Origin of the sequence: Micromonospora sp. NPDC049282 (genome assembly GCF_043197045.1) — a bacterium.
Lineage (GTDB): Bacteria > Actinomycetota > Actinomycetes > Mycobacteriales > Micromonosporaceae > Micromonospora.
In genome coordinates this window covers 40,684-67,142 of the sequence record NZ_JBICSL010000028.1, presented here as the reverse complement: position 1 = coordinate 67,142, position 26,459 = coordinate 40,684, and the positions used below count along the sequence as shown (strand labels likewise).

Annotated in this window: 27 protein-coding genes and 1 pseudogene; 10 read left to right on the top strand and 18 right to left on the bottom strand. The window is 73.3% G+C overall.

Annotated features, from left to right (window positions below):
* From ACGFI2_RS29430 to ACGFI2_RS29420, 3 genes and pseudogenes are all read right to left on the bottom strand, one after another.
* Positions 1-777, bottom strand: a pseudogene (locus tag ACGFI2_RS29430) (hypothetical protein); the annotation flags it as partial.
* A gap of 701 nt (positions 778-1,478) precedes the next feature.
* Positions 1,479-2,270, bottom strand: coding sequence for a GntR family transcriptional regulator (locus ACGFI2_RS29425; protein ID WP_393523116.1), 792 nt, complete (start codon positions 2,268-2,270; stop codon positions 1,479-1,481).
* Between the two features lie 115 nt (positions 2,271-2,385).
* Positions 2,386-3,255, bottom strand: coding sequence for a PAC2 family protein (locus ACGFI2_RS29420; RefSeq protein WP_089157832.1), 870 nt, complete (start codon positions 3,253-3,255; stop codon positions 2,386-2,388).
* Between the two features lie 252 nt (positions 3,256-3,507).
* Here ACGFI2_RS29420 and metH point away from each other — a divergent pair, with 252 nt between their 5' ends.
* Positions 3,508-7,011, top strand: a complete 3,504-nt coding sequence (metH, locus tag ACGFI2_RS29415) for a methionine synthase (protein WP_393523126.1) — start codon at positions 3,508-3,510, stop codon at positions 7,009-7,011.
* 449 nt (positions 7,012-7,460) lie between these two features.
* Here metH and ACGFI2_RS29410 read toward each other — a convergent pair whose 3' ends face one another.
* Both ACGFI2_RS29410 and ACGFI2_RS29405 read right to left on the bottom strand, forming a co-directional pair.
* Entirely contained in the window at positions 7,461-8,852 is a 1,392-nt protein-coding gene (locus ACGFI2_RS29410) for a magnesium transporter MgtE N-terminal domain-containing protein (protein ID WP_393523113.1), read from the bottom strand.
* The gene (locus ACGFI2_RS29405; protein ID WP_393523110.1) at positions 8,845-9,279 is read right to left on the bottom strand and encodes a hypothetical protein; all 435 of its coding nucleotides are present in this window, start codon (positions 9,277-9,279) and stop codon (positions 8,845-8,847) included. The genes ACGFI2_RS29410 and ACGFI2_RS29405 overlap by 8 nt, the downstream gene beginning before the upstream one ends.
* A gap of 221 nt (positions 9,280-9,500) precedes the next feature.
* Between ACGFI2_RS29405 and ACGFI2_RS29400 the strand changes: the two genes are divergently transcribed.
* Entirely contained in the window at positions 9,501-11,003 is a 1,503-nt protein-coding gene (locus ACGFI2_RS29400; RefSeq protein WP_393523107.1) for an FAD-binding oxidoreductase, read from the top strand.
* A gap of 31 nt (positions 11,004-11,034) precedes the next feature.
* Here ACGFI2_RS29400 and ACGFI2_RS29395 read toward each other — a convergent pair whose 3' ends face one another.
* The 5 genes from ACGFI2_RS29395 to ACGFI2_RS29375 all read right to left on the bottom strand — a co-directional run bounded on the left by ACGFI2_RS29395 (position 11,035) and on the right by ACGFI2_RS29375 (position 13,183).
* Positions 11,035-11,370, bottom strand: a complete 336-nt coding sequence (locus tag ACGFI2_RS29395; protein ID WP_393523104.1) for a YnfA family protein — start codon at positions 11,368-11,370, stop codon at positions 11,035-11,037.
* On the bottom strand, positions 11,367-11,663 hold the full coding sequence (locus ACGFI2_RS29390) for a hypothetical protein (RefSeq protein ID WP_393523101.1): 297 nt from the start codon (positions 11,661-11,663) through the stop codon (positions 11,367-11,369). Before ACGFI2_RS29390 ends, ACGFI2_RS29395 begins: the two co-directional genes overlap by 4 nt.
* Entirely contained in the window at positions 11,647-12,084 is a 438-nt protein-coding gene (locus tag ACGFI2_RS29385) for a MerR family transcriptional regulator (protein ID WP_393523099.1), read from the bottom strand. The genes ACGFI2_RS29390 and ACGFI2_RS29385 overlap by 17 nt, the downstream gene beginning before the upstream one ends.
* Entirely contained in the window at positions 12,081-12,413 is a 333-nt protein-coding gene (locus ACGFI2_RS29380) for a hypothetical protein (protein WP_393523096.1), read from the bottom strand. The genes ACGFI2_RS29385 and ACGFI2_RS29380 overlap by 4 nt, the downstream gene beginning before the upstream one ends.
* Positions 12,414-12,523: 110 nt before the next feature.
* Positions 12,524-13,183 (bottom strand): HNH endonuclease family protein, encoded by a 660-nt coding sequence (locus ACGFI2_RS29375; protein WP_393523093.1) that lies wholly within the window; start codon positions 13,181-13,183, stop codon positions 12,524-12,526.
* Between the two features lie 274 nt (positions 13,184-13,457).
* On the opposite strand from ACGFI2_RS29375, the gene ACGFI2_RS29370 reads away from it, so the two are divergent.
* Positions 13,458-13,637 (top strand): hypothetical protein, encoded by a 180-nt coding sequence (locus ACGFI2_RS29370; RefSeq protein ID WP_393523091.1) that lies wholly within the window; start codon positions 13,458-13,460, stop codon positions 13,635-13,637.
* A gap of 9 nt (positions 13,638-13,646) precedes the next feature.
* Here ACGFI2_RS29370 and ACGFI2_RS29365 read toward each other — a convergent pair whose 3' ends face one another.
* Positions 13,647-14,216 (bottom strand): hypothetical protein, encoded by a 570-nt coding sequence (locus ACGFI2_RS29365; protein WP_393523089.1) that lies wholly within the window; start codon positions 14,214-14,216, stop codon positions 13,647-13,649.
* Positions 14,217-14,270: 54 nt separating this feature from the next.
* Between ACGFI2_RS29365 and ACGFI2_RS29360 the strand changes: the two genes are divergently transcribed.
* Positions 14,271-14,477, top strand: coding sequence for a hypothetical protein (locus ACGFI2_RS29360; RefSeq protein ID WP_393523086.1), 207 nt, complete (start codon positions 14,271-14,273; stop codon positions 14,475-14,477).
* A gap of 9 nt (positions 14,478-14,486) precedes the next feature.
* Here the strand turns inward: ACGFI2_RS29360 and ACGFI2_RS29355 are convergent, their stop codons facing one another.
* A complete protein-coding gene (locus ACGFI2_RS29355) occupies positions 14,487-14,903 on the bottom strand; it encodes a hypothetical protein (RefSeq protein WP_393523083.1) in 417 nt (138 codons plus the stop codon).
* Positions 14,904-14,958: 55 nt separating this feature from the next.
* On the opposite strand from ACGFI2_RS29355, the gene ACGFI2_RS29350 reads away from it, so the two are divergent.
* The 3 genes from ACGFI2_RS29350 (at position 14,959) to ACGFI2_RS29340 (ending at position 16,860) form a co-directional block, all read left to right on the top strand.
* Positions 14,959-15,276 carry a hypothetical protein gene (locus ACGFI2_RS29350; RefSeq protein ID WP_393523081.1) on the top strand — a complete coding sequence of 106 codons (318 nt, stop codon included), beginning with the start codon at positions 14,959-14,961 and terminating at the stop codon, positions 15,274-15,276.
* A gap of 83 nt (positions 15,277-15,359) precedes the next feature.
* Complete coding sequence (locus ACGFI2_RS29345) at positions 15,360-16,109, top strand: neutral zinc metallopeptidase (RefSeq protein ID WP_393523078.1); 750 nt, start codon at positions 15,360-15,362, stop codon at positions 16,107-16,109.
* 115 nt (positions 16,110-16,224) lie between these two features.
* Positions 16,225-16,860, top strand: a complete 636-nt coding sequence (locus tag ACGFI2_RS29340; RefSeq protein ID WP_393523076.1) for an HAD family hydrolase — start codon at positions 16,225-16,227, stop codon at positions 16,858-16,860.
* Between the two features lie 54 nt (positions 16,861-16,914).
* Here ACGFI2_RS29340 and ACGFI2_RS29335 read toward each other — a convergent pair whose 3' ends face one another.
* From ACGFI2_RS29335 to ACGFI2_RS29315, 5 genes are all read right to left on the bottom strand, one after another.
* Positions 16,915-19,464: an ABC transporter permease gene (locus ACGFI2_RS29335; protein WP_393523074.1), complete on the bottom strand. Its 2,550-nt coding sequence runs from the start codon at positions 19,462-19,464 to the stop codon at positions 16,915-16,917.
* Complete coding sequence (locus ACGFI2_RS29330) at positions 19,464-20,231, bottom strand: ABC transporter ATP-binding protein (protein ID WP_393523072.1); 768 nt, start codon at positions 20,229-20,231, stop codon at positions 19,464-19,466. Before ACGFI2_RS29330 ends, ACGFI2_RS29335 begins: the two co-directional genes overlap by 1 nt.
* A 256-nt stretch (positions 20,232-20,487) precedes the next feature.
* Positions 20,488-21,171: a response regulator gene (locus ACGFI2_RS29325; protein ID WP_393523069.1), complete on the bottom strand. Its 684-nt coding sequence runs from the start codon at positions 21,169-21,171 to the stop codon at positions 20,488-20,490.
* A 25-nt stretch (positions 21,172-21,196) separates the two neighbouring features.
* A complete protein-coding gene (locus ACGFI2_RS29320) occupies positions 21,197-22,078 on the bottom strand; it encodes a sensor histidine kinase (protein WP_393523067.1) in 882 nt (293 codons plus the stop codon).
* Positions 22,079-22,156: 78 nt separating this feature from the next.
* The gene (locus ACGFI2_RS29315) at positions 22,157-23,074 is read right to left on the bottom strand and encodes a RecB family exonuclease (protein ID WP_393523065.1); all 918 of its coding nucleotides are present in this window, start codon (positions 23,072-23,074) and stop codon (positions 22,157-22,159) included.
* A gap of 72 nt (positions 23,075-23,146) precedes the next feature.
* Between ACGFI2_RS29315 and ACGFI2_RS29310 the strand changes: the two genes are divergently transcribed.
* The 3 genes from ACGFI2_RS29310 (at position 23,147) to ACGFI2_RS29300 (ending at position 25,964) form a co-directional block, all read left to right on the top strand.
* A complete protein-coding gene (locus ACGFI2_RS29310) occupies positions 23,147-24,298 on the top strand; it encodes a M50 family metallopeptidase (RefSeq protein WP_393523123.1) in 1,152 nt (383 codons plus the stop codon).
* A complete protein-coding gene (locus ACGFI2_RS29305) occupies positions 24,295-25,239 on the top strand; it encodes a tRNA (adenine-N1)-methyltransferase (protein ID WP_393523062.1) in 945 nt (314 codons plus the stop codon). The genes ACGFI2_RS29310 and ACGFI2_RS29305 overlap by 4 nt, the downstream gene beginning before the upstream one ends.
* Before the next feature lie 152 nt (positions 25,240-25,391).
* A complete protein-coding gene (locus ACGFI2_RS29300; protein ID WP_393523059.1) occupies positions 25,392-25,964 on the top strand; it encodes a hypothetical protein in 573 nt (190 codons plus the stop codon).
* 54 nt (positions 25,965-26,018) lie between these two features.
* Here the strand turns inward: ACGFI2_RS29300 and ACGFI2_RS29295 are convergent, their stop codons facing one another.
* Positions 26,019-26,312 (bottom strand): ferredoxin, encoded by a 294-nt coding sequence (locus ACGFI2_RS29295; RefSeq protein ID WP_091058143.1) that lies wholly within the window; start codon positions 26,310-26,312, stop codon positions 26,019-26,021.
* Between the last annotated feature and the right edge of the window lie 147 nt (positions 26,313-26,459).

The window sequence follows — 26,459 nt, the reverse complement described above, 5'->3', positions numbered from 1 at the left end:
GGTGTTGCCTTGCGTGCCTTGGAAGCCCTGGGCTCCTTGTGCGCCGGTGTCGCCCTGGGTGCCTTGCGCGCCTTGGGCGCCGGTGTTGCCTTGCGCACCTTGGGCGCCGGTGTTGCCTTGCGTGCCTTGGAAGCCCTGGGCTCCTTGTGCGCCGGTGTCGCCCTGGGTGCCTTGCGCGCCTTGGGCGCCGGTGTTGCCTTGCGCACCTTGGGCGCCGGTGTTGCCTTGCGTGCCTTGGGCGCCGGTGTTGCCTTGCCTGCCTTGGGCGCCGGTGTTGCCTTGCCTGCCCTGAGCGCCTTGTGCGCCGGTGTTGCCCTGAGCGCCCTGGAAGCCCTGAGCGCCGGTGTCACCCTGAGTGCCCTGAGCCCCTGTGTCGCCCTGCGCTCCTTGCGCGCCCTGCGGCCCTTGGGTGCCTTTAGGGCCCTTGGACTGATCATCCGGCTCCGGCTCGTAGTACTTGCCTCTGTCGTGCCCACCCCAGGGGCCCTGCCAACCCTGTGGTCCGCAGCCCGGTAGCGCCTCGGGGTATTGGTCCCACGAGTAGTCAGGTCCGACACCGTCCTGGTGGACAGTCAACCTGGACGGCGGCCAACCGCCGTGCTGGCCCAACGGGCCTGGTTGAACTATGTGCACTTTCTGGACGGACGATTCATCTGCCCGGGGTTGGGCTGCGGCTGCGGGCCCGCCCGTCATCCCGACCACCAGCAGGGCAGAACCCAATCCGGTAGCGGCGCGGCCGTGGTTTGCCGCCCTGCGCAGTCGTCGGTTGTTGCTCAAGACCCCTCCAGAGAGCCACCCGGGATAACCCAGAGACACATCTCGGTCACTGAAAGCTACTAGTGTGCGATCTGCAGCTTAGAAGCCCAATTGGCCACGTAAGAGAGTTTTGTCATTAAGAGGGACCTTCAAGCAATATGAACAATCCACGCTATTTGGTGCCGCAACGATAAGAAGCGCTGCCGGCCAGGCATCGCGAGCAATCTGCACCTTGAGGAAGGACGAGCCCGTACGCCCGACACCGGTTCGGGGCGTCGTTCCGCGACGTCGGCTTGTGCTGCCGGTCGGCGAAGGCGCGCTTTGCTGCAGTGGTAGCCGGGAGTGCCGCGCCGCGGCACCTTGGCCGACCGCACGCCTTCGGGAAGCCGGTGTCGCCGACGATCAGCACACCCCGGGTCGCCATGGTGATCGACGACGCGGTCCCGCGCATCCTCACGAACAGCGTCGGCGTCCCGGTCGGACCACCGCTACGGCCGGCCGCATCCCGTCCGGTGACACGTTCCCGACCACCAAGGGTCCAGCCGTTCCGGCGGCCCAGGCCGACACCGGGTTGCCCGTCCGGGCGCGCCCGGCGATGCGGCCCCGCCCGGCGAAATCGAGCCTCGATCCGCGCGTGCAGCCGGTTCAGATTCCTGGGGCCGCCGGGCGCGTGACGGGCCTGCCGCGGCAGCGCCGCCAGGCGCGGGAATGGCGAGGAGGGCTCAGCCGAGCACCAGACCGGGGTCGGGGTCCGGCTCGGGCGCCGGGCCGGGGATCTTGTATTCCTCGGTGAGGGTGGTCATCGGGCCCGGCCAGGTGGCCTGGGCGACCTCGATCGGCTTGTGCCGCTCGTCGTACGCGACGTGTAGCAGGTGCAGCACCGGCGTGTCCGGACGGATCTGCAGGATCTCCGCCTCCTCCCGGCTGGGCTGCCGGGCGCTGATCGTGTCGGTCGCGGTGGTGTACCGCCGGCCGATCGCCTCCTCGGCCTCCTGGTAGAGCGGACGGCCGAACGCCTCGGCCCGCTCGAGGGAGGTGCCGGCGGTGTCGGCGGGCAGGAACCAGGAGGCGCCGACCTCGACCGGGGAGTCGTCGGTGCGGACCAGGTGCCGCCGGCAGAGCAGCTCGGTGCCGTCGGTGACGCCGAACGCGTCGGCGACCTCGGGCGGGGCGGCGGCGCGGCCGACCGAGACGAGCTGCTGGCGGTACCGGGCGGCCAGGTCGGTGTGGTAGCCGCGGAAGCCGCCGTACCGGCCCCGGGAAAGGCGGTTCAGCCGCCGTCGGGTGCCCCGGACGTACGTGCCGGAGCCGGGCTTGGTGATCAGGATGCCCTCGACCCGTAGCTGGTCGACGGCGCGTTGGACGGTCTGCTTGGCGACCCCGAACATCTCGGCGATGGCCGGGATGGACGGCAGCCGCTCGCCGGGCCCCCAGTCGCCGCGGCGCACCTGGGCCTTGAGCTGCGCGGCGATCTGCCGGTGCGGGAACTCGGCCGCTCCCGGGTTGATCTGCATGCCCGCCTCCTCATGACAGCTAGGTTCCTAGGATGCCGTAGAGCGCGTGACCGCGCCACCCCGGACACGAAGAAACCGGGCCCCGACGAGGGAGCCCGGTTTCGACGAAAAGGGCCTACCAGGAGCCGGCGGTCGGGCCGGCGGAACCACCCCGACGGCGCAGGTACTTCTCGAACTCCTGGGCGATCTCGTCCCCGGTCAACGGCGTGATGCCGGCGTCGCCGACGCGTTCCTCCAGCTCACGTACGTACTCGCCGAGCTCGGCGTCCTGCTCGGCGGCGCTGCGCACCCGCTGCTCCCACTCGGCGGCCTCCTCGGCCAGGTCGGCCATCGGCACCGGCAGGTCGAGCACCTCCTCGACGCGGTGCAGCAGCGCCAGCGTGGCCTTCGGGCAGGGCGGGTTGTTGGCGTAGTGCGGGACGTGCACCCAGAACGACACCGCGTCCACCTCGGCCCGGGTGCACGCGTCGTGCAGCACCCCGACGATGCCGGTCGGGCCGTCGTAGCGGGTGGGGGTGAGCTGGTAGCGCTTGGCCGCGTCGGCATCCGACGCGCTGCCGCTGATCGGCAGCGGCCGGGTGTAGGGAACGTCGGCCAGCAACGCGCCGAGCAACACCACCCGCTCAACCTCCAGGCTGTGGCAGATCTCCAGCACCTGCTCGCAGAAGGTGCGCCAGCGCATGCTCGGCTCGATGCCGCGGATCAGCACCACGTCCCGCTCGGTGCCCTCCGGGCTCGCCACCATGAAGCGGGTGGTGGGCCATTCGACCCGCCGCGTCTCCCCGTCGGCCATGGTGATGGTCGGCCGGCTCACCTGGAAGTCGTAGAAGTCCTCCGGGTCCAGCTCGGTCACCTGCCGGGACTGCCAGACCTGCTCCAGATGCTCCACGGCGGCGGTGGAGGCGTCCGCGGCGTCGTTCCAGCCCTCGAAGGCCGCGATGGCGACCGGTGAGCGCAGGACCGGCAGCCCGTCGAACTCGGTCACGCCGTCACCTCGCCCTGCTCGTCGGGAGCGTCGCCACCGCGTCGCACGGTCGCGTCCCTGATGTCCTTCACGTCCGCCAGCCTACGTGCCGCCGCCGGAGCCGGCCCGTCGGCCGCGCCGGTCGCCCGGCCCGACCACCCGGTCCAACCGGATGAAAGGTACGCGGTGATCCGGCCGACACTATGTGGGAAGGCACGATCGGGCGCAACGATCGTCACCCGGGCGCACTAACCTGGCCGTGTGCCTACTTCGCTGCGCGACCTCCTGGCGGACCGGATCCTCATCGCCGACGGAGCGATGGGGACGATGCTCCACGCGGCCGACCTCACCCTCGACGACTTCGACGGCCTCGAGGGCTGCAACGAGATCCTCAACGTCACCCGGCCGGACGTGGTCCGTGGGGTGCACGACGCCTACCTGGCCGCCGGCGCGGACTGCGTGGAGACCAACACGTTCGGGGCCAACCTGCCCAACCTCGCCGAGTACGGCATCGCCGAGCGGATCCGCGAGCTGTCCGAGGCGGCCGCCCGGATCGCCCGGGAGGCCGCCGACGCCTACGCGACGCCGGAGCGACCGCGGTTCGTGCTCGGGTCGATGGGGCCGGGCACCAAGCTGCCGACCCTGGGCCACGCGAGCTACGCCTCGCTGCGCGACGCGTACCAGGAGAACGCCGCCGGCCTGATCGCCGGCGGCGCGGACGCCCTGATCATCGAGACCTGCCAGGACCTGCTCCAGGTGAAGGCCGCGGTGGTCGGCTCGAAGCGGGCCCGCGACGCCGCCGGCCGGGACGTGCCGATCATCTGCCAGGTGGCGATGGAGACCACCGGCACCATGCTGCTGGGCAGCGAGATCGGCGCGGCGCTGACCGCGATCGAGCCCCTCGGGGTCGACCTGATCGGGCTCAACTGCTCCACCGGCCCGGCCGAGATGGGCGAGCACCTGCGCTACCTGTCCCGGCACTCGCGCATCCCGGTGTCGGTGATGCCGAACGCCGGCCTGCCGGTGTTGACCGCCGACGGGGCCTACTTCCCGCTCGGCCCGGACGAGATGGCCGACGCGCTGGAGCAGTTCGTCGACGACTACGGCGTCGGGCTGATCGGCGGCTGCTGCGGCACCACGCCGGAGCACATCCGGGTGCTGGTGGAGCGGCTCGGCGGGCGGCGCCCGACGGCTCGGGAGCCCGAGTCGGAGGCCGGCGTCTCGTCCATCTACCACCACGTGCCGTTCGCCCAGGACGCCAGCGTCCTGATGGTGGGGGAGCGCACCAACGCCAACGGCTCGAAGGCGTTCCGCGACGCGATGCTCGCCGCCGACTGGCAGGCCTGCGTGGAGATCGCCCGCAACCAGGCCCGGGACGGCTCGCACCTGCTCGACCTCTGCGTCGACTACGTCGGCCGCGACGGCACGCAGGACATGCGGGAGCTGGCCGGCCGGTTCGCCACCGCGTCCACCCTGCCGATCGTGCTGGACTCCACCGAGCCGGCGGTGATCGAGGCAGGGCTGGAGATGCTCGGCGGTCGCTGCGTGGTCAACTCGGTGAACTTCGAGGACGGCGACGGCCCCGACTCCCGCTACGCGCGGGTCATGCCGGTGGTCAAGGAGCACGGCGCCGCCGTCGTGGCGCTGCTCATCGACGAGGAGGGCCAGGCCCGCACCCGGGAGTGGAAGGTACGGGTGGCCAGCCGGCTGATCGACGACCTGACCGGCCGGTGGGGGCTGCGCCGGGAGGACATCCTCATCGACGCGTTGACGTTTCCGATCGCCACCGGGCAGGAGGAGACGCGCCGCGACGGCATCGAGACGATCGAGGCGATCCGCGAGATCACCGCCCGCTACCCGGGGGTCAACTTCACCGCCGGCATCTCGAACGTGTCGTTCGGGCTGAATCCGGCGGCCCGGCAGGTGCTCAACTCGGTGTTCCTGCACGAGTGCGTCCAGGCCGGCCTCAGTTCGGCCATCGTGCACGCCAGCAAGATCCTGCCGATGTCGAAGATCCCCGACGCGCAACGCGAGGTGGCGCTCGACCTGGTCCACGACCGCCGTCGCGAGGGCTACGACCCGGTGCAGCGGTTCATCCAGGTGTTCGAGGGCGTCGACGCGGCGTCGGCACGGGCCACCCGGGCCGAGGAGCTGGCCGCGTTGCCGCTGGAGGAGCGGCTCAAGCGGCGGATCATCGACGGCGAGCGCAACGGCCTGGAGGCCGACCTGGACACCGCGATGGCCGAGGGCCGCACGCCGCTGTCCATCATCAACGACCTGCTGCTCGACGGCATGAAGGTGGTCGGCGAGCTGTTCGGCTCGGGCCAGATGCAGTTGCCGTTCGTGCTCCAGTCCGCCGAGGTGATGAAGACCGCGGTGGCCTACCTGGAGCCGCACATGGAGAAGGCGGACGACGACGGCAAGGGCCGGATCGTGCTCGCCACCGTGAAGGGCGACGTGCACGACATCGGCAAGAACCTGGTCGACATCATCCTGTCCAACAACGGCTACGACGTGGTCAACATCGGCATCAAGCAGCCGATCAACGCCATCCTCGACGCGGCCGAGGAGCACCGGGCCGACGCCATCGGCATGTCCGGCCTGCTGGTCAAGAGCACGGTCATCATGAAGGAGAACCTGGCCGAGATGGCCTCGCGCGGCGTCGCCGAGCGCTGGCCGGTGCTGCTCGGCGGGGCGGCGCTGACCCGGGCGTACGTGGAGGACGACCTGCGGTCGATCTACCCGGGCCAGGTGCACTACGCCCGCGACGCGTTCGAGGGGTTGTCCCTGATGGACCGGGTGATGGCCGCCAAGCGTGGTGGCGCGCCGATGGTCGACCCGGAGCGGGAGGCCGCGCTGGCGGCCCGCCGTAAGCGCCGGGAGCGGCAGCGGACGCAGGTCCGCGAGGCGCTGCCCGAGCTGGACGACGCCTCGGTCCGCTCCGACGTGGCCGTGGCGGTGGGCGTGCCCACCCCGCCGTTCTTCGGCACCCGGGTGGTCAAGGGCGTGCCGCTGGCCGACTACGCGGCGTTGCTCGACGAGCGGGCCACGTTCCTGGGCCAGTGGGGGCTGCGCGGCGCCCGTGGCGGCAAGGGTCCGTCCTACGAGGAGCTGGTGGAGACCGAGGGCCGGCCCCGGCTGCGCTACTGGCTGGACCGGTTGATCTCCGACCAGGTGCTGGAGGCGGCCGTGGTGTACGGCTACTTCCCGGCGTACGCCGAGGGCAACGATCTGGTGGTGCTGGACGAGAACGGGCACAGCGAGCGGACCCGGTTCTCCTTCCCCCGGCAGCGGCAGGAGCGCCGGCTGTGCCTGGCCGACTTCTTCCGGCCGAAGGGCGAGCAGCTCGACGTGGTGGCGCTGCAACTGGTCACCGTCGGGCAGCCGGTCAGCGAATACACGGCGAAGATGTTCGCGGCCAACGAATACCGCGACTACCTGGAGGTGCACGGCCTGTCCGTGCAGCTCACCGAGGCGCTGGCGGAATACTGGCACCGGCGGATCCGCGCCGAGCTGGTGCTGCCGGATGGCCGTACCGTCGCCGACGACGACCCGGCCGACCTGGCCGGCCTGCTGCGCACCGACTACCGGGGCTGCCGGTACGCGTTCGGCTACCCGGCCTGCCCGGACCTGGAGGACCGGGCGAAGGTCGTGGGGTTGCTCGGCGCGGAGCGGATCGGGGTGCAGTTGTCGGAGGAGTTCCAGCTCGAGCCGGAGCAGGCCACCGACGCGATCGTGGTGCACCACCCGGAGGCGAACTACTTCAACGCCAAATAGGGCGTCCTGACCTTTGATCCACTCCACTTCGCCGAGGTGGCGGTATCCCACTCGCCCCGATGCCGCCACCTCCCCGAGCTGGTGTGGATCAAGCGGCGCTCAGGCCACGCCGAGCGTCGCGGCGAGCAGCGGCGGCGGCCAGGGCACGGCCCGCGCGGGCCGCTTGGTCGATCTGACGGTACGCCCGGGCAGCCTGCACGCGATGCTCGTCCCTCACGTGTCCGCTGCCCGTGAACCATCTCAGCCCCGGGTTCTGCTCCCGAAGCGCCCTCAAGCCGGTCCAGGCGGGCCCTCCTCGGCAGTACTTGCAGACGGTGTACTCGACCACGAAGGCGCACCGGCCATCCAGGTTGACCGCCCGCTTTGATCGCCTCGGCCTGCCGCCGCGTCGGTCGGTGGGAACGGCGGATCTCCGTCCCACCGCGAGTCGCCGGCGACCGGACGGATGGTCACAGCGTGGTGCCGGCGGCCTTCGCGGCGTCCATCAAGGGCTTCCGGATGTGCTTCGGCAAGCTGTCCAGCAGGGCGCGCCGGCGCCTGAGGGGGATGCCGGCGGCGAGGACCGCTGCCCAGCGGGCCGGCATCTCGCCCAGCAACAGGCGTACCCGCTCGTCGTCGAGGCTCGCGGCCACCAGCGCGGCCTGCCGGGCCGGCAACCAGGCCAGCACCGCCGCCTGGTGTGGCGTGGGTAGCGCGTCGATGGCGGCCACGACGGCGGGCGGCACGACGTGGGTCGGGATCCGGGGGCTGAGGACGGCGGCTGCGCGTTCGGGTTCCAGGAAGGGCAGGAGCGACAGCAGCCAGCCGGTGCCGAGGCTGGACTCGAGCCAGGCGGCGCCGCTGGTGATGGCGGATGCGGGCAGCGCCGCCGCGGCTGCCGGCGGCGGCAGGCGGCCGATCCGCGCCGCCTCGCCGAGGTGGTCGGCCCGTCCGGGCGGCATCTCCGCCAGCACCTCGGCGACCCGCTCGGGCGTCATCCGCGCCAGGATCGCGCCGGCCGGCAGGTCGTTTCCGAGTAACCGGGCCACCTGTGGACTGGGCAGCGACGACAGCAGCGCGGCGGCTCGTGCCGGATCAGTGCGCCCGATCACCCTGGCGGCCTGGTCGTCCGGCAGCGCCCGTAGTGCGGCGACGGCACGGTCGTCGGGCATGGCGGACAGCTCGGCGGCCATCCGCGCCGGGGCGTCCGCGATGATCCGCTTCATGGCGCCGGCCCACGAATGTGTCTCCGAGTCGGTCGACCGGTCCATCTCGTCCAGGCCCGGCACCCGCAGTGCCATGACCCGGGCCGGCGGCAGGCCGGCCAGCCGTCTGCCCAGGGTGATCCACCGCTCGGTCCGGAGGATCGCGGTCAGGCTGTCGTCGGGCATCTCGGCCAGCAGCGTCGCGGCGTGGTCCGACGGCAGGTCGTCGAGCAGGCCGCGGGCCTGTGTCGGCGTGGTTTCCGCGAGGACGACTGCGGCCCGCGCGACCGGCATGGTGACCAGGACCCGGAGGGTCAACTCGCGGGGAAGGAGGAGCAGTCGCGCCGCGGCCAGCTCTTCGTCCATCCCGCCGAGGAGCGCCGCGCATCGGTCCAGGGGGAGGGCGGCGAGGCGGCGGGCGGCGGCCGGCTCGTCCATCTCCGCCAGCACCCGTGCGGCGTCGTCCGGGCTCATGGTCGTGAGCTGGTCGACGGACTGCCGCAGCGGCATGCTCGCCATCCGTTGCGCCGTCGAGCGCGCCTGGCCGGCGTCGACGTAGATGTGGCCCTGTGCCACCTGGTAGACGCGGGCGTGGTCGCGGGCGGCGGCGGTCATCTCGACGCGCTCCGCCGGCGTCGGGCCCGGCTCGTCAGCCATCGCCCCGCACGTGGATGTCGCCCTGCCCGACCTGGTAGACCCGGCTGTGGCCGGTGGCCGTGGCCCGCTGCGTCACGTCGCCGTGCCAGTTGCGGTCGGAGGTCGGCAGGGCGGGGAGCAACTCCTCGTCGAGGAGGCGTCGTAGCTCGGCCTCGGCGGCCGGTTCCCGTGCCAGCAGGCGCAGCAGGCGGTGTTGCCACTGCTGGGACAGGTCGGCCTGAAGGCCGACGCGGTCCGCTTCCGAGGCGGCGACGAGGTCGGCGCGGGTGTCCACCAGTTCCGCCTCGATGACCTCCGCGCGTTCCGGGTGGAAACGCCGCCAGAAGGTGTCGACCGTCGACTTCGCCGTCGACCAGGCATCGGTCGCCAGTAGCGCGACGAAGGTCGTGCTCGCGGCGTTGGCCAGGGCCCACAACTGCGGATCCATGTCGAGACTCCCACTGTCGACTCGTCGGCGTCGACTCAGCGTAGTCGATGGCGTACCGCCGCCCGGGGTCCTGGTTGCCGGACGGGGATGGTCACTCGGATGGGTTTTCGCCTTCTCTTCCGGTTATGTGAAGAAGTGTCCGGTCTTAGCGTGGAGTCGCGCGCCAGCGAAGGACCGACGGCCGTCGGAGCCTGGCGTGACCCGATCGAGAGGCGACGACCATGCCCGACATTTCGCGACGTACGCTGCTCCAGGCCACCGCGGCCGTCGGCGCCGGGGCGGTTGTCGCACCGGCCGTGTTCGCCGGGGCCGCCGGGGCCGCCACCGGCACCGACGGCTCGGGAGCGCCGATCTGGGCCGAGTGCCCGCCGGCGCAGTTGACCGGCCGGATCGTGCGCTTCGGCGATCCCGACTATCCGACCGCGAGCCTCGGCTGGGACGAGTTGTTCGTGCGCAACCCGCTGGTCATCGTGTTCGCGCAGAACACCCAGGACGTGGTGAACGCGCTCGCCTGGTCCCGGCAGAACGACGTCGCGCTGCGCGTGCGTAGCGGCCGGCACAGCCTCGAGGGCTGGTCGAACGTGGACAACGGCATCGTCATCGACGTCAGCGAGCTGAAGTCGGCCCAGATCGATCGGCCCGCGCTCACCGCGCGGGTGGGCGCCGGGCTCAACCAGTTGGAGGCGGTCACCGCGCTCGCCCAGCAGGGCCTCGCCGTGACGACCGGTACGGAGGGAAGTGTGGGTCTGTCCGGCGCGACCCTCGGGGGCGGCTTCGGATTCCTCACCCGCTGGCTCGGGATGGCCTGCGACAACCTGATCGGGGCGGAGATCGTCGTCGCGTCGGGCGCCAACGGCGCCAGGGCGGTCGAGGTGGACCTGAGGAACCACGCGGACCTGCTCTGGGCCTTGCGCGGGGCGGGTAACGGCAACTTCGGCATCGTCACCTCGCTGACCTACCGGGTGGCCCCGCTGCGCGGCGTCGCCTACCTCCAGGCGACCTGGTCGGGCCTGGACGACCTGCGGGAGGTCTTCGACCGGTGGCAGCGCACCGCGCCGTTCACCGACGTGCGCCTCGGCTCCCAGCTCGAGATCCACAAGTCGCAGATCCTGCTGTTCGGCGTGCTCGCCGAGGGCACCGAGGCGGAGGCGAGGAGGCTGCTGGAGCCGGTCCTGTCGGTCGGCAGCCCGCAGGTCACCGTGCAGATCGGCGGTTGGGGCGAGATCTACGCCGGATTCCAGGTGCCGACCGCGGACGAGCCCGCGAACTGGAAGTTCTTCTCCCAGTTCACCCGCAGGCCGTTCCCGCCCGAGGCGATCGAGATCATCCGCTCGTTCATGGCGGTCGCGCCCACCGAGGACAGCAACTTCTTCACCCAGGCGTTCGGCGTCGGCGCGCAGGCGAGGCAGCCGGTCGGCGGCTCGGCGTTCCCGCACCGCGACGCGATCTTCTACTCCGAGCCGGGCGCCGGCTGGGGGACCCGGGGGGTGCCGGACAGCGGCGACGCCCTCACCCCGGCCGCCCAGGCGTGGATCGCCGAGTTCAGCCAGGCACTGCGTCCCTACGTGGACGGCGCCTACGTCAACGTGCCAAACATCGGTATGCAGGAGTGGGAGACCGCGTACTGGGGGCCGAACGTCGAGCGCCTCCGCAGGATCAAGGCGTGGTACGACCCGCACAACGTCTTCCAGTACGAGCAGAGCATCCCGCCCGCGTCCTGCTGACCCCGCCCAGCCGCAGGGACGGGTGCCGGGGTCAGCTCGCGCGCGGCGCGTACATGATGACCGCGACGCCGACCAGGCAGATGGCCGCGCCGACGAGGTCGTAGCGGTCGGGCCGGAATCTGTCGACCACCATGCCCCAGGCCAGCGACCCGGCGACGAAGATGCCGCCGTAGGCGGCGAGGATGCGCCCGAAGTTCGGGTCGGGCTGGAACGTGGCCACGAAGCCGTAGACGCCCAGCGCGACGATCCCGCCCGCGACCCAGAGCAGTCCACGGTTCTCGCGCCAGCCCTGCCAGACCAGCCAGGCGCCACCGATCTCGGCCAGCGCGGCGACCAGGAACAGCAGGATGGAGCGGGCGACCGTCATGCATCCGACCGTACCGTCACGATCTTGTCGCCGGGCCGGCAGGCGCAGTCGCCACCCGCGCAGCCGGCGCGGTGGCCGCGCCGGGCGGCCCACCACCAGGACAGGCCGGCGAGCCCGGCCAGGGCGACCGCGACCCCGGGCAGGAAGCGGGTCACCGCCGCCCAGCCGCCGCCGGCCAGGACGCCGGCGGCCAGCAGGAGCGGCAGTACGCAGCACGCGGCGCAGGCCGCGCCGGCGAGCCCGGTCAGGCCGGTGGGCAGCCGCCGGCGCAGCCGGTCAGCGGGGTTCGGCACGGTCGTTCCTCCCGGCGAGTTCGGCGAAGGGCAGCGGGCAGCAGGAACTGCCGGCGCAGGCGATCAGGTCGTCGCAGCCGGCCGAGATCGCGGCCCGCAGCGTGTCCCGGATGACGGTGAGGTCCGCGAGCCGCTGCTCCACCTCGGCGAGCTTCTCCCCGGCGCGGGCCCGCAGGCCGGTGTCGCGACCGTGCCGGTGCCGGCCGGCGTCGAGCAGCTCGGCGACCTCGGCGAGAGTGAAGCCGAGGTGTTGCGCGGTCTTGACCACCCGCAGCAGGGTGACCGTCTCGGCCGGGTAGAGCCGGTGTCCGCCCGGGGAGCGCCGCGGCGCGTCGAGCAGCCCTCGCCGCTCGTAGTAGCGCAGCGTCTGCACGTTCACCCCGGCCGCGTCCGCGAGTTGGCCGGTGCGCAGGCCCGTCACGGGCGGGGCGCGGGCGCGGCCCGCCGGGCGAGGGCGTCGAGCACGTCGACCTGGGCGGGCGGCACCCGGATGTCGAGCGTCAGCGCGTCGCCCTCCGGTCGAATGAGGTCGAACGTGAAGAAGGAGCAGCACGCCGACTCGCGGGCGATCAGGTCCCGGACGACCGGCTCGGCGGCGTCGTCGAGCCGCAGCCGCAGCCGCCGGGGCGACGGTCGATCCGTGTCGCGGACGGCGTCGCGGAACAGCCGGTCGAACTCGGCCAGCCGCAGTGGCCGTTCGGCGGTCGGCAGGGTGCAGGCGTCGGGCGCCCAGTCGTGTTCGTCGGTCACCCATAGACGGTAAGCCCGTACCGGGGTACCGGATGCAAGTCGCCGGCGGCGAAGATCCGGTCGAGGCCCAGCGGCGCCCGGGCCGGCCGGGCCCGGGCGCCGGGAACCTTTCAGTACGCGTAGGTGACCGAGATCGTGGCGGCCGGGCAGTTGTTCGCCCAACTGGTCAGCGCGCTCTTCTCCGCGCTGTCCACGGTCAGCCGCCAGCGGATCTTCACCGCCACCCACTCGCCGACGTAGCGGCAGCGGGCCGAGGCGTACGGCGGCAGCCAGGTCCCCGGGTCCTGGTCGCCCTTGGCCTGGTTGACATTGTCGGTCACCGCGGCCAGAGCGCGTGCGTCGCCCAGGTCGTTCGCGTACGCCTGCCGGCGGCTGGTGGACCAGGTCCGCGCGCCGGAGTCCCAGGCCTCGGCGAGCGGGACCATGTGGTCGATGTCCACGTCGCCGGTGGCGGTCCAGGTGGCGTTGTCGTAGTAGGAGTACCAGCGGCCGCCGGAGAGCGTGCAGGTGCCGCTGATCGTGGGCTTCGTGGTGGCTTCGGCGTAGAGCACCTCGTTGCGGGTGTTGCAGCCGTCGCCGTCGGCGTCGATCCAGTGCGGGAACAGGTCCCGGCTGTAGCCGGTGCGGACCTCGGTGGCGACGGACAGGCCGGCGACCGCGGTGGTGAGCGAGGCGGAGTAACCGGCGGCGGGGGCGGGCTGGGCGAGGCCGAGGGTGGTGGCCACGATCGCGGCGAGGCTGGTGGCCGTGGCGCGCAGGGTGCGGGACATGGGACTCCATCCGAATGGGATTGGCTCTTACCTGGCCTCCATATAGACAGACGTAGAAGTAATGGTCCAGCTCAACTTCCGTGAACATCTGTTGACCATCCCCCCACTACCTGCGACGGGGTCGGGAATAAGGGGTGTGCCGCCCGGCCCGGCGGGCTACCGTCCGGAGTACGGCCGACGCCGGCACGCCGAGCGCCGCGTCCCCATCCGCGCCGTCCGGTTGACGCGGCGGAGACGCCTCAGGGCGAGCATGGGTACGACGAAAGGGGCGGAAATGGCCGACCAGGTGACGTTGAAGGTGCCGCCGGACCCCGCGCCCGTGCTGGTCGCGCCGGCCCGACCGGCGCAGGTCGGGCCGCCGAGCAGCCTGGACCTGTGGGCCCGCGCCCAGGTGCTGCACCGCTGCTTCGGCGACGACGACGGCGAGCCGCACATCATGCGCGGACTGGACTGACCGGGCGGATCACTCCACCGTCGCGGAACCGAGCAGCGCGGCGGTGGGCAGCGCCAACATCCCGTCGGCGTCCCGACAGCCGGCGGTGAGCCGGTCGTACTCCCGGCGGATGCGAGCCCGCACCGCCGGCTCCTGCCGCTGCACGACCAGCCCGATCGCGCTGATGCCGGCCGCCGGCCCGGCCCACCAGTCGTCCGGGTCCGCGCGGTGGGTCCAGCTCAGCGTCGCGCATCCGGCGTCGACCAGGCCGGCGGTGGACAGCAGCCCGGTCACGCCCGGCCCGGTGCGCGGGAAGTCCCGCCCGGGCGCCAGCCGCGGCAGGTCGGTCGGCGGCGCCACCCCGGCGGCGTCGAGCGCCTCGCCCCACAGTCGCTGCAACGGCGGGTGCGGGGACGGCCAGAGCGTCACCGCCACCCGCCCGCCGGGGCCGTCGAGCACCCGCCGCCCGGCCCGCACCGCCGCCGCGTCAAGCAGCGCCTCCGCCGGGTACGCGCAGAGCCGGCCGAAGCTGCGCCGGTACGCCTGCGCCCGCCCGGCCCAGCGGGACCGCTCGTGGGCGTCGAAGTCCACTTCGATCATGAGCGGCAGCGTACGGGCCCCACGGGCGGGCCGATGCCCCCTATGGTGGCGGGCATGACGACGGTGCTGGTGGCGGTGGGCCTGCTCCTGCTCGGGGCGGGCGTGGTCGGCTACGTCTGGCGGCGGGACCGGCACCGGACCGTCGACGAGGACCCGGAGGCGATCCGGGCGGCCCGGGCCGAGCGGCACCGGCGGGCGGCCGAGCGGGCGCGCGCCGAGCACGACGGCTGGAACAGCGGCGGGCACGGCTTCACCGGCTGACGGCGCGGGTCAGCGCACCGCCGCGCCCGCGCGGGCCAGCGCGTCCCGCCAGGACCGGGTGCGGAACGCGGCGCCCTCGTTGAACACGACGTCGAGGAAGCCGGGCCCGTCCGCGGTCGGCGGGGTGCGGTGGGCCCAGAACTCGTCCAGCGCGCGCCGCTGCTCCGCGCTGGGCGACGGGGAGATGTCGGAGCCCCGCCCGACGATCGGGTAGCGCCGGCCGCCCACGGTCAGCAGCAGCGTGCCCAGCCGGGTCAGCCGGCCCTCCACCTGGCCGGCGGGCGCGGCGAACACCTCGGCGCCGTGCCGGTCGCGGGCCCGCAGCCAGCCCTGGTCGAGGGTCATCAGCACCGGCACGCACCGCCGGCCGTTCCAGAGACTGCGTCGCCAGTGGACGACGCCGGCGAGGGCCACGTCGGAAGTCACGGCGGGCACTGTACCGGGGCGGGTCCGCACCGACCGGTGGTGGACCGAGAAGGACGTGCCGGGGATCGGCGCGTACCCCGAGATCCACTGGCAGGTCGACTACCCGAGCTTCGCCTGCTCCCGGGCCCCCGGCCCGACCGACCGGCGCTACCAGGCGGTGGTGCGGCTCGCGCCGGCCGACGCGCGCGCCCTGACCACCGCGTACACCTGGGCGCCGGTGACCGGCGCGGCGCCCGAGGTCTGGCCGGCGCTGGCCGGGTACGTGCCGGCCGCCGCGCGCTGGGAGCGCCGCGCCGACCACGGCGCCGGCGCCGCCGAGGTGTTCCTCGACCCCGGCCGGGCGCTGCTGTTGGTCACCGCCGTCGACACGTGATGAACGATCGCCGCCGCCGGTGCGTGAGAGCCGGTGGAACCGGGGTACTGCGGCGGTACGGGGTCGGACAGTCGGAGGTGGTCGTGGGGGACAGGGTGGGACGACGGGGGTTCGGGCCGCTCGCCGGGTTGCTGGTGGCCGCGGTGGTGGCGGCCGGCTGCATGGGCGGCGGGCTCGACCAGGGCGAGCCGCAGCAGCCCGGTCCGCGGCCGAGCGGGCAACCGGCGTCCCCGGACGCGGCGACCACCCGGGCGGACGGGACCACGAGCGTCGCCGAGTTCAAGCAGGACTTCTCCGACGCCGTCGCGGGCGCCGAACAGTACTGGACCGCGCGGTTCCGCGCCTCGGGGGAGCGGTTCCGGCCGATCCGGCGGGTGGTGCCCTACACCCGGGCCGGCGAGGTGTCCTGCGGCGGGCAGGGGCTGCCGCGCAACAACGCGGTCTACTGCTCGGCCGGCGACTTCATCGCCTACGACGTGAACTGGTCGGTGTCGGCATTCCGGCAGGTCGGCGACGCGTTCCTGTTCTACCTGCTCGGCCACGAGTACGCGCACGGCGTGCAGACCCGGCTCGGCATCCGCTACAACTTCACCATCCAGCAGGAGTTGCAGGCCGACTGCATGGCCGGGGCGTACCTCGGCGACAGCGTGCGTGCCGGGACCCTCAAGCTGGAGGAGGGCGACCTGGACGAGTTCCGGGAAGGGCTGCTGGCCGTCGGCGACGACCCGGACCAGCCCTGGTTCGCCGAGGGCGCGCACGGCACCGCCGAACAGCGCTCCGAGAAGTTCTTCGCCGGCTACGAGAACTCGCTGGACGCCTGCGGCCTCCGTTGATGCCGCAGGTCACCCTGATCGGGGAGGGCGCCGGTCCGGCGGCGGGCGGCTGGCAGGATCGGCGGGGTACGCGTACCGAAGGAGGCCCCCGCTGAGCAGCCCACACCCCGCCGCCGTGCTCTTCGACATGGACGGCACCCTGGTCGACAGCGAGAAGCTGTGGGACGTCGCCCTGCAGGAGCTGGCCGCCGTCTACGGCGGCACCCTGTCCGACGCGGCCCGCCGCGCGATCGTCGGCACCGGGATGGCCGACGCGATGCGAATCGTGCACGACGACCTGAGCCAGCCGGAGCGGGACCCGCAGGCCAGCGCCGACTGGATCAGCGCGCGGATCCTGGACCTGTTCCGCACCGGGCTGCGCTGGCGTCCGGGCGCGCTGGCGCTGCTGCGCGCGGTACGCGCCGCCGGCATCCCCACCGCGCTGGTCACCTCCAGCGGCCGGTCGCTCGTCGAGGTCGCCCTGGACACGCTGGGGCGCGACAGCTTCGACGCGGTGGTCTGCGGCGACGAGGTGGGCGAGGCCAAGCCGCACCCGGAGCCCTACCTGACCGCCGCGAAGCTGCTCGGCGTGCCGATCGAGCGGTGCGTGGCGATCGAGGACTCGCCGACCGGCGTGGCGAGCGCGCTGGCCGCCGGGGCGGCGGTGCTTGCCGTGCCGGCCGAGGTGCCGCTGCCTGCGACCGACGGGGTGCACCAGGTGGAGAGCCTCACCACGGCGGACCTGGAGTTGCTCGCCGCCCTGCTCGACTGAAAGGAGGGGCCCCTTCTTATCGCCAGGCGATACGAAGGGGCCCCTCCTTTCATCTCAGTCGTGGGCGATGGCGCCGAGGACGTTGATCCGCGCGGCGCGGATCGCCGGCAGCACCGCCGCCACCACGCCGATGATCGCGGCCAGGATCAGGAACGTCACCATCTGGCCCCAGGGCAGGACCAGGTCGGTGATGCCCTCGTCCTTCAGGGCCCGGACCACGGCCGCGCCGAGACCGGTGCCGACCACCACACCCAGCAGCGCGCCGAAGATCGAGATCACCACCGCCTCGACGGTGATCATGCGCATGGTCTGCGCCCGACGCAGGCCGATCGCCCGCAGCAGACCCAGCTCACGGGTCCGCTCCAGCACCGACAGCGCGAGCGTGTTGATGATGCCCAGCACCGCGATCACGATGGCCAGCGCCAGCAGGATCTGGATCATCCGCAGCGGGGTGTCCAGCTGGCTGGTCTGCTGCTTGATGAACGCGGCCCGGTCCGCCACCGACACCTCGGGGCTGTCCGCCAGCAGCCGCTCGACCTGCGGTTGCACCGCGGCGACCGAGGTGCCCGGGGCGAGCTGGACGAAGCCCTGGATGGGCTGCGGGATGGCGAAGTCGGCCGCCGCCTGCGGCGGCAGCACCACCGGATTGGTCAGCTGCGAACTCTCGTAGATGCCGCTGACCGTGTAGGTGCGGGTGTCGCCGCGGGACAGTTGCACCGGAACGGTCGAGCCGACCGACAGGTTGCGGGACTTCGCGGTGTCCGAGCTGAGCAGCATCTGGTCCGGGGCCAGCCGGCTGATGTCACCGGCGGTGGCCTTCGCCCCGAAGATCTGCTGGAGCGCGGCCACGTCGCTCGACGCCGCCACCCAGGTCCGCTCGCCGCCGACGGTGGCCATGTCGCCGTACTCGCCGTCGACCAGCCGCACCCCCGGGATCGCGGCGGTCCTCTCCAGCACCGCCGGGTCGAAACTCGCCGGGCGCGGCCCGGACGAGGAGCCGGAGATCACCAGCTCGGCCTTGATGGTGTCCTCGGCGAGCGCGCCGATGCTGCCCTTCGCCGAGTCCAGGATCACCGTCACGCCGGTCACCAGCGCGATGCCGACCATCAGCGCGGCGGCGGTGATCGCGGTCCGGCGCGGATTGCGGCCCGAGTTGAGCCGGCCCAGCTTCCCCGGCACCGACCAGGCGAACAGCGTGCCGAGCAGCGACACCACCGGCCGGCTGATCAGCGGCGTCAGCAGCGCCACCCCGATGAACGCGAACAGCACGCCGCCGAGGATGGTCGCCAGCGTGTTGCCGCCGGCGTTGCCGCTGAGGCCGAGGAAGAGCAGCACCGCCCCGATCCCGGTGACCACCGCGCCGCCGATCGTCACCCTCGTCAACGGCCGGTCCGGCGTGGCCACGTCCTGCATCGCCGCGATCGGCGGGATCCGCGCGGCACGCAACGCCGGCAACAGCGCCGCGACCACCGTGATCAGCAGACCCACCGCGAACGCGCCGATCACCGCCGAGGGCGGCACGCCGAGCCCGGCCAGGGTGAGACCGCCGGCGAGCTGACCGAACAGGTACGCCAGCAACGCGCCCACCCCGATGCCGGCCGCGAGCCCGAGCACCGAGGCGATCAGGCCGACCGCCACGGCCTCCAGCACCACCGAGCCGATGACCTGCCGGCCGCTGGCGCCGATGGCCCGCATCAGCGCCAGCTCACGGGTGCGCTGGGCCACGATGATCGAGAAGGTGTTGAGGATCAGGAACGTGCCCACCAGCAGCGCCACCGCGGCGAAACCGAGCAGGATCTTGTTGAAGAAGGACAGCCCCTCCTTCAAACTCGCCGAGGCGCTGTCGGCGAGCTGCTCGCCGGTCTTGACGTCGTAGTCGGCGCCGACCGCGCGGGACACCTCGTCGCGCAGCGCCTCGGGCGTGGTGCCGTCGGCGGCCCGCGCGCTGATGTTGGTGAACACGTCCGGCTTGCCGAGCATGAGCTGCTGCGCGACCGGAGTGGTGAAGGCGACCTCGTTCGCGCCGCCCACGGAGTCCCGGCCACCGCTGTAGCCGAACACCCCCACCAGGGTGAACTCCTTCTTGGGCGACAGCGTCAGCACGCCGACCCGGTCGCCCACCTTCACGTTCGCCGCCTTCGCCAGCGCGACGTTGACCACGATCTCGTCGTCGGCCTGCGGGCCGCGCCCCTCGCGCAGCTTCACCAGGTCGCCCTCGCCGAGCCAGTTCTCGCCCAGCTGCGGCGGCCCGAACGAGGTGACCACCTTGCCGTTGCTGCCGATCAGCCGCGCGCCGTCGGCGGCGACCACGCCCTGCACGTCCGCCGCGCCCGGCACCGCCTTCACCCGGTCGACCAGCGACGCCGGCACCGGGGCGGCCACCTGCTCGCCCTCGGCCTCGGAAAGCTCGACCTTCGGCTTCGCCGCGACGTTCACGTCGATCTCGGCGTACGCGTCGGAGAAGACCGCGTCGAAGGAGCGCCCGAGCGTGTCGGTGAGCACGAAAGCGCCGGAGACGAACATGACGCCGAGCACCACCGCCAGGCCGGACAGGAGCAGGCGCAGCTTGCGGGCCAGCAAACTCTTCAGCGTTGCCCGGAACATCAGTTGCCCACCTCGACCGGGGCGTCCAGCTTCTTCATGGTGTCCAGCACCGTCTCGGCGGTCGGCTCGATCAGCTCCGAGACGATCTGCCCGTCGGCGAGGAAGACCACCCGGTCGGCGTACGCGGCGGCGGTCGGGTCGTGGGTGACCATCACGATGGTCTGGCCGTGCTCACGCACCGAGTCGCGCAGGAAGTTGAGCACCTCCGCGCCGGAGCGGGAGTCCAGGTTGCCGGTCGGCTCGTCCGCGAAGATCACCTCGGGACGCGCGACAAGCGCCCGGGCGCACGCCACCCGCTGCTGCTGACCGCCGGAGAGCTGCGCCGGGCGGTGCCCGAGCCGGTCCCGCAGGCCGACCGTGTCGATCACCGTGTCGTACCAGGCCGGGTCGGGCTTGCGCCCGGCGATCGACAGCGGCAGCACGATGTTCTCGTGCGCGGTGAGCGTGGGCAGCAGGTTGAACTGCTGGAAGATGAAGCCCACCTTGTCCCGGCGCAGCTTCGTCAGGCCGGAGTCGTTGAGCCCGGTGACCGTCGTCTCACCGATCATCACGGTGCCCCGGGTCACCGAGTCCAGGCCGGCGAGGCAGTGCATCAGCGTCGACTTGCCGGAGCCGGACGGCCCCATGATCGCGGTGAACCGGCCGCGTTCGAACTCGGCGCTCACCCCCCGCAGCGCGATGACCTGCGCCTCGCCGCTGCCGTACACCTTCCACACGTCGTTCGCCCGGGCCGCGGCCTGCGCCTGCCGGCCTACCGTCGCGGTCACGTCATCTACCTCTTCCGTCTGGCTTTCGATCCGCACCGCCCCCGCTGGCCGGTGCGGCAGTTCCATCCTCGGTGCCGCCGGTCGCGGATCCGTCCGACCCCGGGCGGAATCCGTGCCTAACTTCTGGTCGGGGTCGCCCCCCAGACCGGCTCAGGGTGATCCCTGACCGGCCGGCGGCGCCGACGGTAGGACCTCACGTCACGTCATGGTCAACCACACGCCGCCGCCGTTGGTCACGGTACGTGAGCGCCGCCACCTATTTGCCGGGCCGCACCAGCCCTGTCTCGTACGCCAGCACCACCGCCTGCACCCGGTCGCGCAGCCTCAGCTTGGTCAACATGTGCCCGACATGGGTCTTGACGGTGGTTTCGCTGACCGACAGCTCACGGGCGATCTCCGCGTTGGACAGCCCGCGCGCCACCTGGACCAGCACCTCCCGTTCCCGGTCGGTCAGCGGGTCCAACACCCGCGGCGGGCCGGCCGCCGGATCCGGCAGCACGTCGGCGAAGCGGTCCAGCAGCCGGCGCAGGATCCGCGGCGCCACCACCGCCTCCCCGGCCGCCACGGTGCGGATCGCGGTGACCAGGTCCTCCGCCGGCACATCCTTGGCCAGGAACCCGCTCGCCCCGGCGCGCAACGCCCCGACCACGTACTCGTCCAGCTCGAACGTGGTCAACACCAGCACCCGCACCGGCAGCCGGGCGTCCACGATCGCCCGGGTGGCGGCCACCCCGTCCATCCGCGGCATCCGGATGTCCATCAGCACCACGTCGGGCAGCAGCCGTCGGGACAGCTCCACCGCCTCCACCCCGTCGCCCGCCTCGCCCACGATGTCCAGGTCGTCCTCCACGCCGAGCACCATCCGGAACCCGGTACGCAGCAGCGGCTGGTCGTCGGCGAGCAGCACCCGCACCGGTCGGGGCGCGGCGGCCTCGGTCATGGGTGTCCCCTCGTCGTGCCGGTGGTCAGTCCGGGACCGTGCCGGCCGGGTCCAGCGGGATCCGGGCGTACACCCGGAAGCCGCCGCCCGGCGCCGGTCCGGTCCGCAGGATCCCACCGTAGAGGGCGACCCGCTCCCGCATGCCGACCAGGCCGTGCCCGATCCGGTCGGGTGGCGTCGGGCCGCGCCCGGTGTCGGTGACCTCCACGGTCAGCGAGCCGTCGCCGACGGCGAGCCGGACCAGGGCGGTGGCCGGGCCGGCGTGCCGGAGCACGTTGCGCAGCGCCTCCTGCACGACCCGGTACGCGGTCAGCGCCACCCCGTCCGCCACCGGCCCGAGCGGGCCCTGCGTCCGCACGGTGACCGGCAGCCCGGCGTCGCGGGCCGCGCGCGCCAGCGCAGCGATGCCGGCCAGGCCGGGTTGCGGCGCCAGCTCGGCCGTCGGACCGGTGTCGGCGCGCAGCACGCGCAGCAGGCGGTGCAGCTCCCGCAGGGTCGCCCGGCCGGTGTCCTCGACCGCGGCCATCGCCCCGTCGGCCGCGTTGGGATCGCGGCGCAGGGCCCGGCGGGCGCCGGTGGCCAGCACCCCCATCGCGGCGACCTGGTGGGCCACCAGGTCGTGCAGCTCGCCGGCGATCCGGCGGCGCTCGTCGTCGGCCACCGCCCGTCCGGCCCCGTCGGCGGCCACCGTCTGCCGGGCCCCGTCGTCGGCCACCGTCCACCCGGACTCGTCGCCGGCCGCCGTCCACCCGGACTCGTCGGTCGGGGGCCGCTCCCGGCGCTCGCCGGCGGCCGGGCGGCGCGCCCGGGCCGCCCGCCGGGCCTGCGCCGCTCGGCCCAGCGCGTAGGCCAGCGCGGCGGTCAGCAGCGTGTCGCGCACCCGGCGGGCCGGTAGCCGGTCGGTCATGCCTGCGACGCTAGGCGGCCGGGCGACCCGTCTCGTCGTCGCCGCAGCCGAACCGCGTCTCCTCCGCGAGGAGGAGCCTCACTCGTCGGCCCCCGGGGTCGCCGGGCGGGAGCGGGCGTCCACGAGCGGGTCGGGCGCGGCGGCGGCCACCGGGAACGGCGGCGGGGTGCCGCCGAAGCTCGGACACCGCGACTGGTGGCTGCACCAGTCACAGAGCCGGCTCGGCCGGGGCCGGAAATCCTGCCGGGCGGTGGCCTGCTCGATCGCCCGCCACAACGCCACCACGGTGCGCTCGAAGCGGACCAGCTCCTCGGCGTCGGGGGCGTAGTCGCAGACCTCGGCGTCCTTGAGGTAGAGCAGGCGCAGCACCCGCGGCACCACGCCCCGGGTGCGCCACAGCACCAGGGCGTAGAACTTCAGCTGGAACAGCGCCCGCGCCTCGAACGCCTCGCGCGGTGCGCCGCCGGTCTTGTAGTCGACCACCCGCAGCGCCCCGTCCGGCGCCACGTCGAGGCGGTCGAGGTAGCCCCGGATGAGCAACTCGTCGTCGACCACCGCGGAGATCAACGCCTCGCGCTCGGCCGGCTCCAGCCGGCGCGGGTCCTCCACCGCGAAGTAGCCCTCGAGCAGCGCCGCCGCCGAGCGGAGGAACCCGTCCACCCCGGCCGCGTCGCCGTCGGCGAACAACGTCGACAGCTCCGGCTCCTCGGTGACCAGCCGGTCCCACTGCGGGGCGACCAGGTCGCCGGCCGACTCCGGGGTGCGTGCCGGGGCCGGCAGGTCGAACAACCGCTCCAGCACGGCGTGCACCAGTGTGCCCCGGGCCTGCTCGACCGTCGGGCGTTCGGGCAGCCGGTCGATGCTGCGGAACCGGTAGAGCAGCGGGCAGGTCTTGAAGTCGGCGGCCCGCGACGGCGACAGCGACGCCCGCACCGTGGCCGGCGCCTGCGCCGCCGTCTGGTCGCCCTGCGTGTCGATCACCGATTCCGCCGTCATGTCCGGAAGGTTAGGCCACCGGTGTGACACGGCCACCGTCGCCGCACCGGACCATGATCCGCCCCGCGTAGCATCGCCGGAGTGCACCAGCGGACCACACCACCGCGCCGGCGCGGGCTCAGCCTCGGCCGGGTCTTCGGGGTGCCGCTGCGCGCCGACGCCTCGATGCTGCTGCTCACCGTCGTGGTCACCGTGCTCTACGCGGCGCTGGCCCGCCGCCAGCTCGACCTCGGCCACCTCGGCGGCTACCTGGTCGGCCTCGGCTTCGTGGTCTCCCTGCTCGGCTCGGTGCTGCTGCACGAGCTGGGCCACGCGCTCACCGCCCGCCGCTTCGGCATCGGTGTGCGGGGAATCACGCTGGAACTGCTCGGCGGCTACACCGAGATGGACCGGGACGCCCCGACCCCCCGGATCGAACTGCTGATCTCGCTGGCCGGCCCGGCCGTGTCCGCGGTGCTCGGCGCCGGCGCGGTCGCCGCCACCCTCGCGCTGCCCGCCGGCACGCTCGGCCACCAGCTCGCCTTCCAGCTCGCGGTCAGCAACGTGGTGGTGGCGATCTTCAACAGCCTGCCCGGCCTGCCGCTCGACGGCGGGCGGGCGCTGCGCGCGGCGGTCTGGGCGCTCACCCGCGACCGGCACCGGGGCACCGAGGTGGCCGGCTGGGTCGGCCGGGCGGTCGCCCTGGGCACGCTGGCCCTGGTGGTGGCGCTCACCCTGCGCCGGGCGCTCGCCCCGCTGGCCCTGCCGCTGCTCCTGCTGGTCGCGCTGACGCTGTGGCGCGGCGCCGGGCAGTCCGTCCGGCTGGCCCGCATCGGCCGCCGGCTGCACCTGGTCGACCTGGCCCGAATGGCCCGCCCGCTGCTGCCGGTGCCCACCGGCACCCCGCTGGCCGAGGCGCAGCGCCGCCGCGACGAGGCGGGCACGCCGGACGCCGCGCTCGCCGTCGTCGACTCCGCCGGCCGTACGGTGGCGCTGGTCGACCCGGCCCGGGCCGCCGCCGTACCCCCGGAACGGCGGCCGTGGCTCGCGGTGGACGAGGTGGCGCGCCGCCTGGCCGACCTGCCCACCCTGCCGGTCGGCGCGGACGGCGAGCGGGTGCTGGAGACCGTCCGCACCCACCCGGGCGCGCAGTACCCGGTGACGGCAGGCGAAGATGTGGTCGGCGTGCTGCACATCGCGGATCTCGCCCAGCTTCTCGAACCGAAACGGAAGACGAACACGTGACCGCAGAGCTCTCCACCGTCCCGGCGCTGCCTCCGGTGCACCGCGGGCCGTTCCGGCCCGGCGACCGGGTCCAGCTGACCGACCCGAAGGGCCGGATGCACACCGTGACGCTGGAGCCCGGCAAGGAGTTCCACACCCACCGGGGCATCCTGAAGCACGACACGCTGATCGGCCTGCCCGACGGCAGCGTGGTCACCACCGCCGGCGGTGGCACCGCCTTCCTGGCCCTGCGGCCGCTGCTGTCGGACTACGTGCTCTCCATGCCGCGCGGCGCCCAGGTGATCTATCCCAAGGACTCGGCGCAGATCGTCGCCATGGGCGACGTCTTCCCCGGCGCCAAGGTGCTGGAGGCCGGCGCCGGCTCCGGCGCGCTGTCCTGCTCGCTGCTGCGCGCCGTCGGCACCGAGGGTGAGCTGCACTCCTTCGAGCTGCGCGAGGACTTCGCCCAGATCGCCCGACGCAACGTCGAGGCGTTCTTCAACGGCCCGCACCCGGCCTGGCGGCTGCACGTCGGCGACGTCGCCGGGTGCGCCGAGACCGGCTTCGACCGGATCATCCTGGACATGCTGACCCCGTGGGAGATGCTCGACATGGTCGAGCGGGCGCTGGTCCCCGGCGGCGTGCTGATCGGCTACGTGGCCACCACGCCGCAGCTGTCCGAGCTGGTCGAGGCGCTGCGCGAGCGCGGCGGCTGGACCGAGCCGCGCGCCTGGGAGTCGATGGTCCGCGACTGGCACGCCGAGGGGCTGGCGGTCCGGCCGGACCACCGCATGATCGCGCACACCGCGTTCCTGGTCTCCGCGCGCAAGCTCGCCCCCGGGGTCACCGCGCCGCCTCGCCGGCGCAAGCCCAGCAAGGGCGCCGAGGCGTACGCGCAGCGCCGCGACGCCCTGCGCGCCGCGGCGGCGGCCCGGTCGGCGGAGGAACCCGAGCAGTCCTGACCCCCGCCGCGCAAAGCGCCACGGGCGGGCGGATCATGTGTGCCCGTGGGGACGACGACACCGGAGACGGTAAGCATGAGGGAGCGGATCGGGGCGCGCGCCGGGCGGGGCGCCCGTCCCGGCGACGGCGGTGCGGGCCGACGGGAGGTGGCGTGAGCAGTCCCGGCTACGGCAACGGCGAGATGCCCGCCGTCTTCCCCGACTGGTCGCCCTACGCGGACCTGGAGTCGGCCGCCCGGGCCTACCTGCGTGATCCCGACATCGCGCTGGAGGCGCTCGGCGGGGTGCTGCGGGGCGCCTCGGTGCTCGGGTTCACGCTGGAACGCTTCGTCAACGAGGTCAACGGGGTGTGGCAGGAGGTCGTCGTCTGCGACGGCAGCCGGCTGGTGCTCTGGCACGGCGAGGACGTCCCGCCGGGGGAGGGGCCACCCGGCGCGATGACCTCGTCGCTGCGGGTGGTGCCGGTCTCCACCGTGACCGAGGTCGGGTGCCGGCGCCGGCTCACCCGCGCCGACGACGGCACCGTCCGGGTCGACAGCATCGACGTCTACCTGCTGCTCAGCTCGCTGGACGAGGCGCCGCCGAGCGACGAGGTGGCCGGCACGCCACGGCACGACGCGCTGCGCTTCGGCAAGACGCTCGACGACGGCGGCGCCGGGCAGATCACCCGGCTGGAGGAGTTCGCCCGGCTGGTCGCCTCGGTCGTCGGCCGTCCCATGCTCTGAGACGACGGCGAGGGCCGGGGACAGCGTCCCCGGCCCTCCGCACCCGTCCCACGCTCAGTCGTCGGCCTCCGGGCCGGCCACCTCGACGCCGTCGCTGCCCCGCACCACGTGGATGCACTCGCCCGGGCACTCCTTCGCCGAGTCGATCACCTCGAGGCGCAGGTGCTCCGGCACGTCCACCCGGGCGCCCGGGGCCTGCCGCAGCTCGCCGTCGGCGCCCTTGACGTACGCCAGGCCGTCGACGTCGAACTCGAAGACCTCCGGCGCGTACTGCACGCACAGCCCGTCACCCGTGCAGAGTTCCTGGTCCACCCAGACCTGCAGCTGGTCCGTCGCGACGTCGGTCACGAAGCACCCCCCATGTTCTCCCGTCCCGGACTCCGACGGTACCCGAACGCCCGTACCCGCCCGTCGACCAGCCCTTGGCGATCAAGCTTCGGTGACGAGCGCGTTGCGGAGGACCGAATCGGGCTCATAGCGGCTAGTGTTAGCTCA